The sequence below is a fragment of the Rhodococcus sp. SORGH_AS_0301 genome (assembly GCF_030818285.1).
In the GTDB taxonomy this organism is placed as follows: domain Bacteria; phylum Actinomycetota; class Actinomycetes; order Mycobacteriales; family Mycobacteriaceae; genus Rhodococcoides.
The window spans coordinates 3,483,622-3,496,826 of sequence record NZ_JAUTAC010000002.1 but is presented as its reverse complement, the minus strand read 5'-3'; the positions used below and the strand labels follow the sequence as shown (position 1 = coordinate 3,496,826).

The 13,205-nt window shown below is 69.1% G+C and carries 15 protein-coding genes; 9 read left to right on the top strand and 6 right to left on the bottom strand.

From position 1 onward, the window contains the following. Positions 1 to 116 precede the first annotated feature (116 nt). The 6 genes from QE397_RS17070 to QE397_RS17045 all read left to right on the top strand — a co-directional run bounded on the left by QE397_RS17070 (position 117) and on the right by QE397_RS17045 (position 3,820). Entirely contained in the window at positions 117 to 329 is a 213-nt protein-coding gene (locus QE397_RS17070) for a hypothetical protein (RefSeq protein ID WP_222633067.1), read from the top strand. Continuing rightward, the gene (locus QE397_RS17065; protein WP_307096241.1) at positions 326 to 484 is read left to right on the top strand and encodes a hypothetical protein; all 159 of its coding nucleotides are present in this window, start codon (positions 326 to 328) and stop codon (positions 482 to 484) included. The genes QE397_RS17070 and QE397_RS17065 overlap by 4 nt, the downstream gene beginning before the upstream one ends. Positions 485 to 514: 30 nt before the next feature. Beyond that, the gene (locus tag QE397_RS17060; RefSeq protein ID WP_307096239.1) at positions 515 to 1,396 is read left to right on the top strand and encodes a sensor domain-containing diguanylate cyclase; all 882 of its coding nucleotides are present in this window, start codon (positions 515 to 517) and stop codon (positions 1,394 to 1,396) included. 54 nt (positions 1,397 to 1,450) lie between these two features. Then, complete coding sequence (locus QE397_RS17055) at positions 1,451 to 2,194, top strand: polyprenol monophosphomannose synthase (RefSeq protein ID WP_307096237.1); 744 nt, start codon at positions 1,451 to 1,453, stop codon at positions 2,192 to 2,194. 88 nt (positions 2,195 to 2,282) lie between these two features. Then, positions 2,283 to 3,059 carry a GAF and ANTAR domain-containing protein gene (locus QE397_RS17050; protein WP_307097612.1) on the top strand — a complete coding sequence of 259 codons (777 nt, stop codon included), beginning with the start codon at positions 2,283 to 2,285 and terminating at the stop codon, positions 3,057 to 3,059. Beyond that, the gene (locus QE397_RS17045; protein ID WP_307096236.1) at positions 3,056 to 3,820 is read left to right on the top strand and encodes a GAF domain-containing protein; all 765 of its coding nucleotides are present in this window, start codon (positions 3,056 to 3,058) and stop codon (positions 3,818 to 3,820) included. The genes QE397_RS17050 and QE397_RS17045 overlap by 4 nt, the downstream gene beginning before the upstream one ends. A gap of 1 nt (position 3,821) precedes the next feature. Here the strand turns inward: QE397_RS17045 and QE397_RS17040 are convergent, their stop codons facing one another. The 3 genes from QE397_RS17040 to QE397_RS17030 all read right to left on the bottom strand — a co-directional run bounded on the left by QE397_RS17040 (position 3,822) and on the right by QE397_RS17030 (position 5,756). Beyond that, complete coding sequence (locus QE397_RS17040) at positions 3,822 to 4,010, bottom strand: DUF2795 domain-containing protein (protein WP_307096234.1); 189 nt, start codon at positions 4,008 to 4,010, stop codon at positions 3,822 to 3,824. A gap of 76 nt (positions 4,011 to 4,086) precedes the next feature. Beyond that, on the bottom strand, positions 4,087 to 5,124 hold the full coding sequence (locus QE397_RS17035) for a diguanylate cyclase (RefSeq protein ID WP_307096232.1): 1,038 nt from the start codon (positions 5,122 to 5,124) through the stop codon (positions 4,087 to 4,089). 149 nt (positions 5,125 to 5,273) lie between these two features. After that, on the bottom strand, positions 5,274 to 5,756 hold the full coding sequence (locus QE397_RS17030; protein ID WP_027506980.1) for an Lrp/AsnC family transcriptional regulator: 483 nt from the start codon (positions 5,754 to 5,756) through the stop codon (positions 5,274 to 5,276). Between the two features lie 258 nt (positions 5,757 to 6,014). Here QE397_RS17030 and QE397_RS17025 point away from each other — a divergent pair, with 258 nt between their 5' ends. After that, entirely contained in the window at positions 6,015 to 7,622 is a 1,608-nt protein-coding gene (locus tag QE397_RS17025; RefSeq protein ID WP_373425247.1) for a polysaccharide biosynthesis tyrosine autokinase, read from the top strand. A gap of 238 nt (positions 7,623 to 7,860) precedes the next feature. Here the strand turns inward: QE397_RS17025 and QE397_RS17020 are convergent, their stop codons facing one another. From QE397_RS17020 to QE397_RS17010, 3 genes are all read right to left on the bottom strand, one after another. Next, on the bottom strand, positions 7,861 to 8,220 hold the full coding sequence (locus QE397_RS17020) for a hypothetical protein (RefSeq protein ID WP_307096229.1): 360 nt from the start codon (positions 8,218 to 8,220) through the stop codon (positions 7,861 to 7,863). Between the two features lie 85 nt (positions 8,221 to 8,305). Then, a complete protein-coding gene (locus QE397_RS17015) occupies positions 8,306 to 8,818 on the bottom strand; it encodes a protein-tyrosine-phosphatase (protein WP_056443943.1) in 513 nt (170 codons plus the stop codon). Positions 8,819 to 8,844: 26 nt separating this feature from the next. Then, positions 8,845 to 9,957 carry a GGDEF domain-containing protein gene (locus tag QE397_RS17010; RefSeq protein WP_307096226.1) on the bottom strand — a complete coding sequence of 371 codons (1,113 nt, stop codon included), beginning with the start codon at positions 9,955 to 9,957 and terminating at the stop codon, positions 8,845 to 8,847. Between the two features lie 112 nt (positions 9,958 to 10,069). On the opposite strand from QE397_RS17010, the gene QE397_RS17005 reads away from it, so the two are divergent. After that, positions 10,070 to 11,392, top strand: coding sequence for an NAD(P)/FAD-dependent oxidoreductase (locus QE397_RS17005; protein ID WP_307096224.1), 1,323 nt, complete (start codon positions 10,070 to 10,072; stop codon positions 11,390 to 11,392). A gap of 137 nt (positions 11,393 to 11,529) precedes the next feature. Continuing rightward, entirely contained in the window at positions 11,530 to 13,086 is a 1,557-nt protein-coding gene (locus tag QE397_RS17000) for an Hsp70 family protein (RefSeq protein WP_307096222.1), read from the top strand. Positions 13,087 to 13,205 lie beyond the last annotated feature (119 nt).

The following is a 13,205-nucleotide window of genomic DNA, read 5'->3' as shown; positions in this document are numbered from 1 at the left end:
TAGCGGTCGCGACAGCGGTTGCGGGGGCGGGAACTGCGAGTGCATCGACCACGTCGAATCCGTTACTGGATGTCGTCGAGTCGTTCGAGACGGCCGTCGACGAGTGCTCTTCCGGGATGCTCACCGGCGCCATGGGCGGAGCGAGCGTGGGCGGAATGCTCGGCGCCGGCGGTGGTCCTCTCGGTGTCGCGGTCGGCGCCGCCATCGGCGGACTGGTGGGCGAGATCGGAGGCGGAGAGACGTCGTGTGAGGACCGGGTGGTCACGGGTCGAGCGGTGGCCGACCCCGATCAGGTCACGCGCGGACACAAGGGCAAGGGTCGTAAGTGAGGGCGTCTCGCGTCGACGCGCGGATCTGGGCGGCCCTGTCGGTCCTTCTTTTCTGCACCACGCTGACGCTGATGGTCACCGGTGGCGCACCGGTCGCGATCTGGGGCTTCGTCGGCGCGACCGCTCTGGCGGCCGTCCGGGCGATGAGGACCTGACGACGGCTCTGACCTGCGTACGCTCGTGACATGAGTTCTCGGCAGGTGGACGAGGGCACGTACCAGGCGATGTTCGACGCCAGCACCGTTCCCATGGCGCTGGCGGACGAGTGCGGCTTGCTGGTGCTGGCCAACGATGCCTACTGCCGTCTTGTCGGTCGCTCGTGGGACGACATCGCGGGACTGTCCTCACGCGGGTTCACCCATCCCGACGACATCGCCCAGCATGTCGGCATGGAGCGGCTCACGGCCGACGCCGACCGGCGAGGCGAAATCTTGCGGGTGGAGAAGCGGTACCTGCGCCCCGACGGTGAGATCCGGTGGGGATGGGTGTCGACGACCAGTGTCGTCACCGCCGACGGAACCGTCTGGACGATGGCGGTGATCCACGACATCACCGACCGTCGCACCAAGGAAGACGCCCTCGCGCAGGCTGTGATGACCGACGGCCTCACCGGCTTGCTGAACCGTCGAGGATGGCGTGAGCGCGTGCAGTCGCTGGTCGGGAAAAGATCGTTGGTTCTCGCGATGCTCGACTTCGACCTGTTCAAGTCCTACAACGACGCCCATGGCCATGCCGCCGGGGATGCTCTGCTGGTCGGATTTGCCGACGCCGCGACACGGATGCTCGGTCCTGATGTCGTGCTGGCTCGTTGGGGCGGCGAGGAGTTCGCGATGGCGGTCCCCGGTGGCGGCCCCGAGGGCGTCACCGCGATCCTGACCCGGCTGATCGCTGTCATGCCGGAGGAGCAGACGTTCTCCGCCGGCTGGGCGATGCTGGGTGTCGACGAGGACATCCACGACTGCCTCGATCGCGCCGATCACCTTCTCTACAGCGCGAAACGGGACGGGGGACGGGGTCGGACGTATGGGGACAGGTCCCTCGGTTCCCCGGTTGACGCCACATGGTGACGACGCGGATGTCCGGTTCTTGCGATCTACCGGCCGATCGATCACCATTCCACAGTGTCCGAAGCCTCCGCTGACCCCCGCATCACCGTCGTCGTACCCACGTACAACGAGCGCGAGAACCTTCCCAAGCTGGTCGGAATGCTCACCGACCTGCAGATGAAGAACCTCGGCGTCCTCGTGGTCGACGACGGATCGCCGGACGGAACGGGCGACGTGGCGGACGAACTCACCACCTCCGCCGCCATCCCGGTGAGTGTTCTGCATCGCACCACCAAGGACGGGCTGGGCCGCGCGTACGTCGCCGGCATCCTTCGCGCGCTGGAGGAGGGGGCGGACATCGTCGTGCAGATGGACGCCGATCTCTCCCACCCGTGCGAGGCCATTCCGCGCATGGTGCAGCGCCTCGAGGAGTCGGACGCCGCCGTGGTGCTCGGATCGCGCTACGTGCCGGGCGGCGCCGTCGCCGAGGACTGGCCGTGGCACCGCAAGGCGCTGTCGAAGTGGGCCAACCTGTACGTCAACGCAATCCTGCGGTTGAAGGTCAAGGACGCGACGGCCGGCTTCAAGGCCTGGCGCGCATCGACGCTGCGCACCATCGACGTCGCGTCCGTCGGCAGCAACGGCTACGCCTTCCAGGTGGAGATGAACTACCGCGTCATCAAGCACGGTCTGCGCATCGCCGAGGTGCCCATCCGCTTCGAGGAGCGCGTCGACGGCACCTCCAAGATGAGCCTCGCGGTGCAGCTCGAGTCCGCCGCCGTCCCGTGGAAGCTGCTGCGCAGCGGGATCGGAAAGTAGGAGGCGCATTCCGCGTCCGGGACACAGCGCGTGGGACACTGGGTGCGAGGCGCACCGGGCGTCCGGAGGAGGTTCGCTCGTGGATTCCATGCCCGACGACCCCACCCCTGACGACGATCGTCGTGCGTCCTCACGTGACGGTGCATCCTCGTTCACCGGTATCCGCCACGTCACCGAGACGTCGGTGCGGCTGACGGGTGTCGACGGGGCCGCGGTCGCGCTTCTCGGCACCTCGCACGACGTGCGCGAACTCGTCTTCGCCACCGACGCCCTCTCGCAGCAGCTCGACGAACTGCAGTTCACCGTCGGCGAAGGCCCGTGCATCGACGCGCATCGCTCCGCAGAACCGGTACGGGTGGGCGACATCCGCTCGCCCGATTCCGCGGCCCGCTGGCCCATCTTCGGACAGGGCGCGGCCACGCTGGGCGCTCGCGGGATGTACGCCTACCCGCTGCTGGGTGGCGCGTCGTCGTTCGGCGTCCTGGAGCTCTACCGATCGACCCCCGTGGACCTGACCGACGTCGAGCACGACGCGGCCCGCATGTGCGCTGTCGCGATCGCGCGTACGGTGCTCGGGCACTACGTGAACCCGGACGACACCGACGACGCGGCGGCCACCCCGGAGGATGCTCTGGCATCGGAGGACGTCGCCGCCATCGAGGGCGCCGGCCCGTACAGCCGCGCCGACGTCTACGTGGCGGCGGGCATGATCGCGGTGCAACTGGCCGTGACCACCGACGTGGCGATGGACCGTCTGCGCGCGCACGCCTTCGCACGGGGGCGCAGCGTCACGGAGGTCGCTGCCGACGTCGTGGCCCGTCGGATCAGCATGAGAGACGAACGAGACAACGGAGGTCCCCGGTGAACACGACGCCCACTCGGCTCGCCCTCGCCGACATCACCGCCACGCTGATCACTCGCTTCGACCTGCCCGCCCTCCTCGAGCGCATCGCGGGCACCGCACTCACCGGGTTCGACGCACACATCGCCGTCATCTCCCTGCTGGACGGCGATACCCTGCATACCGTGGCCACCGCCAGTGTCGGCAGTGCGGCCGCCGACGAGCGGCTCTTCACGTCCGGTCCCGTCCGCACCAGTGCCCGGGAAACGGCCGTGGCCATGATCGGCGACGCCTCAGAGGCGGGAAGCAGCCGGTGGGAGCAGTACCGCGCACTTGCCGAGGAGAGCGGCGTCGGCGCCGTACGGGCGTATCCGGTCGTCGCCCTGGGCGTCGGACTCGGCGCCCTGGCCGTCTACACCGCCGAACAGTGGGGGACCCAGCGTCCGGACGAGCTGGGGCAGATGCTCGCCGACCTGACGGCGTTGGCCCTCACCACCGGAGCGTCGGAGATACGACGCGTCGACGCGTCGGCCGCCGTGCAGGCAGTACTCAGCGGCGCGGCCACCATCTCGGGTGCGACCGGTGTGTTGGCCGAATTCTTCGACGACTCCACGTCGGCGGCACGCACTCGGCTGTCCCGCCTGGCGCGGGCGCACGGCACCACGGACAGCGAGCACGCCGCCGCGATCATCGCCGCGCAGAACGTCGCGCCGGCGGACATCGGATCGTCGGAGCTGATCTACCTGCCGACGAGTCCGGTGCCGCCCCGGCGCTTCGACTCCTGACCTACTTCTTGGTGATGGCGGCGCTGACGGCGTCGGGCCCGTCGTAGCTGTCGTCGGGCATGGACGACAGTGCGTCGACCACGTCGTCGTCCGCGCCGTTGCTCTTCGCGAGATCGGCCAGGTCTGTCGGCGACGCCGGGTAGTCGGCGCCGGCCAGGTGCTTCTGCAGTTCGATCGGATTGACGGCCATGGGACGGTCCTCTCGTCGTCGGGTGATGGCTCGCGTGCGAGCTACCCGAGGAGGATGACGGCAAACCGTCCGGGCGTCAGTCCGTGTAGACCACCACGGTATTGCGGCCCGCCGCCTTCGCTCGGTACATGGCGATGTCCGCGAGGTGCATACCGTGGTTGATGGTCGACGCGATCGGGGCCGCCGTCATCCGCGTGGTGTCGAGACACGAGACCCCGATGCTCACCGTCACCGGGATGAGGTCGGACGTGTCGGACAGCGCGAGCCGGATCGACTCGGCGATTGCATGCAGACCGGTGGACTGCGCGTCGAGCACCACGAGGAACTCCTCGCCGCCGCGTCGCGCGACCACTGCCCGGTCACCCAGGTGATCGCGCAGGCGCTGGGCGGCGAGCGCGAGCACCCCGTCGCCCGCGATGTGCCCGTGATGATCGTTGACCCACTTGAAGTGATCGAGGTCGACGAGCAGGAATCCCACCTGTGACCGTCCGCGGAGCTGCCGCTTCGCCTGCACCTCCAGGCCGCGCAGGTTGAGCAGTCCCGTCAGCGGATCGGTCCGCGCACTGTCGATCTGGCGCTCGAGGTGCCGGTGCAGGGACATCGAGGTGGTGCTCACGATGGACATGGTCGCGTTGACCGCCAGCCAGATGCTCGTCGCCGCGGCGATGGTGGCCATGGCGCCGATCGGTTGCTCGCGCAGGACCAGCGCTGTCATCCAGCCGATCACGACGGTGGTCAGCACCAGGTGCACCACCACGGTGGCGCGTCCGCCGAAGAAGGCGACGTACGAACTGATGACCGCGAACAGGGCGCACCCGGCGAGACCCAGAGCGTGACTGCTGCACAGCAGGAGGAAGGTCGACGTCCCCACGTCGGCGTAGACGGTGAAGGCCAGAGCGACGGCGCGCTGGGTGCGCGCCCGGCGCCACCAGGTGAACGATTTGCGAGCGGTGGCGACGATTGCCGCCACGGGAAGAGTGGACAGCAGGACGGCGATGGCAGCGATACGCGGGGCGCCGGCGGCCGGGCCGGCGGCGCTGAGCATTGTCAGGATGCCGGGGACGGCGAACGTCGGGATCAGCACAGCGATACGGCGACGCACGACGTCGGTCAAGGGTGCCCGGGACCGACCACGACTGCGGCCGCCGGAACCTGGGCGTATCACCTGTCGGACGGTATCAGCGTGGAACCTGCGTCGAGGGGCGGTTGCACGCTTCCGTCGGGCTGAATCCTTGTTTTGCGTACACGTAACAGGAGCGAAAATCAGGAATTGTCGTTCTCGCGCGCGAGCCGCTCGATCAGCGGGCGTGTGCGATAGGGAATCGCTTCGCGCATCACGACAGAAACCGTCGTGCGTTCGACTCCGGGAACCGCGAGAATGAGCCCGGCGACGCGATACAGATCGTCGGCGTCCGCGGCGGAGACGCCGATCTGTAGATCCGCTCCGCCCGAGACACCGACCACCTCGGTCACCTCGGCGATGTCCCGCAGTCGATCGATGACCGCCTCGAGGCGGTGTTGGTCCGTCACTGCGCCCACATACGCGCGGAGGGGATACCCCAGGTCCCGAGGGGAGACGAGCCGGTCCATCGGCGCGAGAGTATGTGAGTCGTCCCAACGAGAGAGTCTGGCCTGAACCGTGTTTCGAGCCAGTCCGAGGACCGAGGCGAGGTGGACTCCGGTGGCGCGAGGGATGTCGCAGAGCGCGAGCAACAGGCGAGCATCGGTGCGGTCGAGCTTGGTCACGTGGTGAACTGTGCCACACGGCGAGCGGAGCAGGCCGAAGTATGCAGTGCTCACGAACTCGATCGTGATTTCGGAAATCGGTGTTTCTCACATTTATCGCGTAAAAACCGGAGCGAAGCTTTCGCCCCGTTCTCGAGATGCCCGATGGTCACGACATGGTTAAGGTGAGTCCAGAAGTTTGCCCCAGATGTGTGGTCAGGGTGCTCGGTCCGGCCGTCATCGATGTGAGGAGTCGTCTCGGTGGAGATATCTGATTACGTGAGAATTCTCCGCGCGCGGTGGATCGTGATTGTTCTGACCACGGTGATCGCCGCAGCGGCGTCGCTGGTGTTCTCACTCGTGTCCACGCCCGTGTACGAGGCGTGCACCCGCCTCTACGTCTCCACCGGCTCGTCGTCGTCCTCGGTGACCGAGGTGTACCAGGGCAACCTGGCGTCGCAGCAGCGCGTCGCCTCCTACACACAGCTCCTCGGCGGCGAGAGCGTCGCGCAGCGCACCATCGACAGCCTCGGCCTCTCCATGAGCCCGTCGACGCTGGCGTCGAAGGTCCGCACGACGTCCTCGCCCGACACCGTGCTGATCGACACGTGTGTCTCCGACGCGAATCCCACCACCGCTCGCGACCTCGCGAACGGCATCGGCGCGACCTTCGTCGGCTTCGTCGACGATCTCGAGACGCCCCCCGGTGGCGGAGCTGCCCTGGCGAAGGTCAGCGTCGTCGAACCTGCCCAGGTTCCTGCGGGTCCCGTGTCACCGAAGACCACGCGCAACCTCGCTCTCGGTGTCGCCGTCGGCCTGCTGCTCGGCATCGCGCTCGCGGTGATCCGCGACCGGCTCGACAACACCATCAAGGACCGCACCGCCCTCGCCGATCTCTCGGGCGTTCCCGTCGTCGGCGTCGTGCCCTTCGACAAGACCATCAAGGAGGAGGCGGCGCTCTCGTTCGCCGAGTCGTCCTCCGGCACCGCCGAGGCGTTCCGTGAACTGCGCACCAACCTCCAGTTCCTCGAGGTGGACTCCCCGCCGCGCGTCATCGTCGTGACGTCCGCCGTGCCCGCCGAGGGCAAGACGACCACGGCCGTCAACCTCGCGCTCGTCCTCGCCGAGGCCGGCCACCACGTGGCGCTCATCGAGGGCGATCTCCGTCGTCCCCGTGTCTCGAAGTACCTCGGCCTCGTCGGGTCCGTTGGCTTCTCCACCGTGCTGTCGGGACAGGCGGATGTACAGGAAGTGCTGCAGCCGACCAAGTTTCACGGTGTCGACGTCCTCGCCTCGGGGCCGTTGCCGCCCAACCCGTCCGAGCTGCTCGGCTCCGAGGCGGCGCGCACCGTCATGGACACGCTGCGCGCGAGCTTCGACTACGTCGTCGTCGACGCACCGCCGCTGCTCCCCGTCACCGACGCATCCGTCATCACCGCGCATGCCGACGGCGCCATCGTGGTGACACGCCACGGCCACACCAAGAGGGACGAACTCACCCGTGCACTGGGCAATCTGACGCAGGTGGGTGCCCCGATCCTGGGCGTCATCCTCACGATGGCCCCCTCGCGCGGCAAGCGGGACTACGACTACCGCCACTACTACGAGACCGACACCACGGTCGCTCGTCAGGACGCTCCGTCCGCCGCGGTGCGGCCGGCAGCACCGGTCGTGGTCCCCGAACCCGGGCCGGAGCCCACCCCGGCACCCGCCCCCGAGGCCTACCCCGCGCCTCGCTACGAGCCGACTCGGAGCCATGGCGGTCGAGCGGCTCGACGTCAGGCCGAGAACGCGAACGGCAACGGCAACGGGATCGGGTACGAGGCCGAGCAGGTTCCGAGCCGGTCGACGATGCGTCCGCCGCCTCGCCGTCCGTATCAGTCCTGACAGGGGCGGGTTGCTCGAACCCGCACCGTGTGAACGACGAAAGCCGCAGACCAGGGGTCTGCGGCTTTGTCATAGGCGACGGTGCCCGCCAGTGCGCCTCTCGGCAGGTGGCCGCTCGAAGCGGCTGATGGTTGGTACCCGGGGCATTGGGATCGAACACCGTCGGTGAAAGTAACGGCGTCCGTGGCGGAAGTATTCCGGGTGTGCACCACGTTCGTGACCGGGGGACACGGCACCGTCAGTTCTCCCCGGACTCGGCGTCGTCCGCGTCGGTGGTGGTGGTCGTGGACGTGCGGGTGCGCCGCGTCGTGGTGGTCGGCTCGTCGGCCGTCGTGGCCGCGGTGGTGGTCGGCGGAGGCGTGGTGGTGGGCCGGGGTGTGGTGACGGGCGCGATCTGCCACGTCGGGGACGGCGGCACCTCGATGGTGGGCGCGTAGGTCAGGCTGCCCACGACGGCGACCGTGCCGTCGATGGGTGGGGGAGAGACCCGTCGGACGTCCGCGTCGAACACCCCGCCGGCGGCAGCGACGGTGAGCCCGCCGGCCAGGGCGGCCGCGGCGATGCCCATCACGACGGCGACGGCAGCACTCTCACGCATGGTCTCCGCGCTCCGTTTCCGCCCGTGTCCGCGAGCCGAGTCATACCGTAGCCGGGGAGACGGCGGGTGGCAGTCCGAACTTCGATCAGCGAGCGCCCCAGATCTCGAACAGCGGACCGAGCGCCTCCGAGATGGCGTCGCCCACCCGCTCGTACACGTCGGTCGACTGACCGATGGGATCCATGATGTCGAGTTGTGTCACCGGGTTCGCCGCGCGCTCCGAGACCCACGCGGCCGGGTCGATCACCCCGGTGCGCCGCGCGAACTCCGCCGCCTCGAGCAACGTGAACGTGCGCCGCAGGTTGCGGGGCGCCACCGTCAGCACCTCGTCACGGTGCCGCGACGTCATCGTCAGCACCAGATCCGCCCCGGATGCGATGGTCGGGGTGAGCCGGCGGGCCACGAACCCGGTGGGATCGCCGCCCAGGGACTCGAGAACGCGGGCCGCCTCGGCCTGGACACCGTGCCCGATCACGGCACGAGTGCCGGCGCTGTCGGTGGTCACGTCCAGGTTCAGGTCACGGGCGAACGCGGCGGTCAACCGTTCCGCGGTGGGGGAGCGGCAGATGTTGCCCGTGCAGACGTAGAGGACATGCATGAGCGGAGTGTAGGTCCGCCCCGGTGTCAGGTGCGCGCGTTGTCCGTCGTGGTGTACGCCTGGTCGTCGAACCGCAGGCTGTCCCCTCCCGCGCGCTTCGCCTCGTACATCAGACGATCGGCGCGGCGGATCAGCAACTCGACGTCGTCGGCGTCGCGGGTCCACCGGCTGCCGGGGATCCACGCGACTCCGGCACTCGCCGTGACGGGTACCTCGTCGGCGTCGCACCGGACGGCGGCGTGGACGTCGTCGAGACGGTTCCGCATCTCCGCCCACGGCACGATCCCGACGACGCAGAACTCCTCGCCGCCGAGACGGGCGACATACGCCCAGGTGGTCGTACTGGTCTGCAACCGTTCGGAGACCCGTCGCAACACCTCGTCGCCGCCCTCGTGGCCCACGCGGTCGTTGACCGACTTGAACCTGTCGAGGTCGATCACCATCATCGCCACCACCTCGTCGTTACGTGCCGCCGCCAGCAATGGCGCGTGCACCACCGCGCTCAGCCCCCGGCGGTTCAGCGCCCCGGTCAGTGGATCGGTGCCCGACTGGTACGCGTCATCCCGCAGGTTCGACAGCGGGATCTGCGAGAGCAGCGGTGCGAGAAGGAACAGTGCCAGCTGCACGACCAGCAGGACGGACAGGTACGCCACGTCGCTGTCGCCCTCCGCGGCGGCCGAGCCGAAGAAGTAGAGCGACACGGCCACCGTCAGCGCGATGTGCGCCACGAGCGTGCGGATCGAGTGGAAGTAGCCGCAGTAGATGCCGAGCAGGGCGAACACCACGGACACGGTGAACGAGGCCTGCACGTCGGCCAGCATCGACAGCCCCACCACCAGCGCCACGTCGTCGCCGAACAGGAAGACGAGGGATTGTCGACGAGTCGGCCACGTCCCGCGGAGCCACAGCAGCGCCGACACTGCGCCCGTGACCAGGCAAGCGATGAACACGGCGCGGGCGGCAGGTGAGGGAGGTGCTCCGCTGGTGAAGAGCAGCAGGGACCCGGCGAGCACCACCATGAGCACCACTGCGGCCATCATGCGGCGGTAGGGCCGCTGCAGTCCGCGCTGCGCCATGTAGCCGGGCATCGCGGAGTAGTCGAACGGTCGACTCCACCACTCGCCCACAACACGGAACATCGACTGGCATCTCTCGGCTGGGAAGAATGGTGAAAGGTAAACCTACTCACAGGTTCGTGACGACGCCCCGCTTCGTTACAGCACTGCGGTCTCGCGTGGCAGGATTTCGAGCATGGCTGATGAACTCTCACGACAGCGCCCGAGTGTCGTCGTCGTCGGCGGCGGATTCGGCGGGCTGTACGCCGCCCGGCGGCTGCGCCACATCGACGGCGACGTCACCGTGATCGACCGCGGCACCTCGCACGTCTTCCAACCGCTGCTCTACCAGTGCGCCACCGGCCTTCTGTCCGAGGGATCCATCACCTCGCCGCTGCGGCACCTCCTGCGTCGACAGAAGAACACCCACGTCGCGCTCGGGGAGGCGTCGGGCATCGATCTCGAGAAACGACGTCTCACCGCGTCGCGTATCGACGGGTCGACGTTCGAGCTGCCCTTCGACTACCTCGTGTTCGCCGCCGGCATGCGGCAGAGCTATCACGGCAACGAGGAGTTCGCGAAGTACGCGCCCGGCATGAAGACCGTCGACGACGCGCTCGCGATCCGCCGCAAGCTCATCAGCGCGTTCGAGATGGCCGAGTCGCTGCCCACTCCCGAGGAGCGTCGGCCGTGGCTCACGTTCGCGGTGTCCGGCGGCGGCCCCACCGGCGTCGAGATCGCCGGGCAGATCCGTGAGCTCGCCGTCGGGGCGCTCGAGCACGAGTTCCGCTCGATCGACCCGAGCGAGGCGCGGGTGCTGCTGTTCCACGGCGGTGACCGCGTCCTCGAGTCGTTCGACGCCACGCTGTCGGCGAAGGCCCAGAAGACCCTCGACCACATCGGGGTGGAGACCCACCTCGGGGTCCACGTGACCGACGTGACGGCCGACCACATCGAGGTCACCCGCAAGTCGGACAAGCAGAAGACGACGTACGACACCCACACCGTGCTGTGGACCGCGGGCGTCGAGGCGGTGCCGTTCGCCGGCACCCTGGCGTCGGCACTGGGCGTCACGCAGGCGCGTGGCGGACGCATCCCGGTGGAGAAGGACCTCTCGGTCGCGGGGCACCCCACGGTGTACGTCGTGGGCGACGTGGCCGCTCTCGACGATCTGCCCGGCGTCGCGGAGGTCGCCATGCAGGGCGGCCGCCACGCGGGCGCGATGATCGCGAAGACCATCGAGAACGGGACGCGCGCGTCGTCGCCGTTCAAGTACCACGATCTCGGTAGCGCGGCCTACATCGCGCGTCGGCACGCGCTGCTGCAGGCGGGCCCCATCCAGCTCTCGGGCTTCGCCGGGTGGGCCGCGTGGGGCGCGATCCACATCGCGTTCCTCTCGGGTCGACGCAACCGTGCCGGCACCTTGATCAACTGGGCCGCGACCCTCGCCTCGGGAACCAGACGCGAGCGAGCGGTCACGTTCGGCGATCCGGAGACCGCCCGCATGCCCTACGCGTGACCGGCCTCCGGACAAAGTGGACGCCTGCCCCGTTTGCAAGGTCGTAACAGCCGATGTGACGGCGATGGCGCGGCCTGGTTACACTCTGTGATCGCACGCGCTCGTCGTGCGGTACATCGGTCCGGACAAGGCGGCTCATGACAGTACTGGGAGTGTCGGTGGGCACCAGTGCCGTGCGCTTGGCCAGGCCCGTTCAGGGGCTGCGCGCCGGCGTCGAGGCCGCCTTCCGTCACCGCGCCATCGACACGACGTTCGACCAGGCCGAGCAGCTCGCGGCCGAGTCCATCGGTGTCATTCTCGCCGACCCCGCCGACCCTGAGTCGATCTCCGCCACCGGCGTCGCCTACCGCGACGACGCGCAGGCCGGCGCCGTCGCCCGGGCCATGGCCCGCCAGCACATCGTCAACTACCGCCTCGTCCCCGAAGTGCATGCCGCCGTGCAGTTCCTGCGGTCCACGGGCGATCTCGACGGGCTCCACGTCGTCGGGTTGTACGACCTGGGCAGCTCGGGTCTCAGCGTCACCGTCGTCGACCTCGACAACGGCCAGGTGCTCACCTCGGAGCGCAGCTTCGCCGTCAGCGGCAACATGTTCGACGCCACCATCCGCGACAACCAGATCGGCCGCCAGCAGAGCGGCCTGGACGACGTGGACGGCCGCGAGTTCGAGCTCCGGTGCCGCGTGGCCAAGGAGCAGCTCTCCTCGAGCGGCGCCGTGTGCCTGCCGGGTATCGGCGGGCTCATCCTGCTGTCCCGCGAGGCGTTCGAGTCGATGGTCGCCGTCCCCATCGAGCAGTCCGCGCGGCTCACGCGCGACGTCATCACGCGCGCCGGCCGCCCCGTCGATGCTCTCGTCATGATCGGCGGCGGATCCCGCATACCCCTGGTCCGGGCGACGCTCGCGGGCTGGGTCGGTCTGCCCACCATCACGCCCGCGGAGCCCGAGCTGGTCGCCGCGAAGGGTGCGGCACTGTCCGCGACTCCCGTGGACGGCCAGTCGAACTCCGGTCCCGTCCCGATGGCCGCCCCTCGTCCCGCTGCTCCCGCTCCGACCGTCGCGGCACCGCTGGTGTCCGCTCCCGTGGTCGCCGGGCCGGTCGCGCCGCGCACGCCGGACGCACCGGCGCCGGAGAAGGCGCTCAGCGCACCGTCCGCGGAGACCATGGCCTACAGCGACGTGGAGAGCCGTGAGCACTCTGCGCGCGACATCGACCATGCGGCTCGCGACTCGGAGCATCGCCCCGACGTGGCGGATCCGCGTGCGGCGGAGACTCCCTCGTGGCTCTCCGGGTCCGGTTCCGCAGCGCCGGAACAGCGTTCGTCACGCCCACGGCTGCCGCTCATCGCGGCCGTCGGTCTCGCGGTGATCGCTGCCGTCGGGCTCGCGCTCGGATACGGCGCCACGCCGTCGCAGTCCACCGCCGACGTCACGCCGGCCGATCAGGCGGGAACGTCGAACTCGGACGCACCGTCCACGACGACGGCGACCACCACACGGACCACCACCACGGTGCCGCCGACCACCACCACCGTTCCCCCGGTCGCTCCGGCTCCGGTGGAGGCGCCCGCTCCGGCCGCCGAGGTTCCCGACGTGGCGCCGGCCCCCGCGCCCGCTCCGCCGACCATCCCGGGACTCCCCGGTGTGCAGCTGCCGCCCGGCATCCAGATCCCGCCGGGTCTGATCCCCGGGTTCTGACTCCGAGTCACACCTCTCGGTCGGTTTCTCTGAGGCCTGAAAACAAACCGAAAGTATCTTGCGTGATATGATCTTCGGTATCCGGTCTTCTTCCGACCGGTGGCTGCGCTGCGGGGCGC

Excerpts from the sequence above, each read along its gene's own strand:
- QE397_RS17000 (WP_307096222.1), top strand. The coding sequence starts at position 11,530 with ATGACAGTACTGGGAGTGTCGGTGGGCACCAGTGCCGTGCGCTTGGCC.
- QE397_RS17005 (WP_307096224.1), top strand. The coding sequence starts at position 10,070 with ATGGCTGATGAACTCTCACGACAGCGCCCGAGTGTCGTCGTCGTCGGC.
- QE397_RS17020 (WP_307096229.1), bottom strand. The coding sequence starts at position 8,220 with ATGCGTGAGAGTGCTGCCGTCGCCGTCGTGATGGGCATCGCCGCGGCC.
- QE397_RS17040 (WP_307096234.1), bottom strand. The coding sequence starts at position 4,010 with ATGGCCGTCAATCCGATCGAACTGCAGAAGCACCTGGCCGGCGCCGAC.
- QE397_RS17070 (WP_222633067.1), top strand. The coding sequence starts at position 117 with ATGCTCACCGGCGCCATGGGCGGAGCGAGCGTGGGCGGAATGCTCGGC.
- QE397_RS17060 (WP_307096239.1), top strand. The coding sequence starts at position 515 with ATGAGTTCTCGGCAGGTGGACGAGGGCACGTACCAGGCGATGTTCGAC.
- QE397_RS17015 (WP_056443943.1), bottom strand. The coding sequence starts at position 8,818 with ATGCATGTCCTCTACGTCTGCACGGGCAACATCTGCCGCTCCCCCACC.
- QE397_RS17010 (WP_307096226.1), bottom strand. The coding sequence starts at position 9,957 with ATGTTCCGTGTTGTGGGCGAGTGGTGGAGTCGACCGTTCGACTACTCC.
- QE397_RS17050 (WP_307097612.1), top strand. The coding sequence starts at position 2,283 with ATGCCCGACGACCCCACCCCTGACGACGATCGTCGTGCGTCCTCACGT.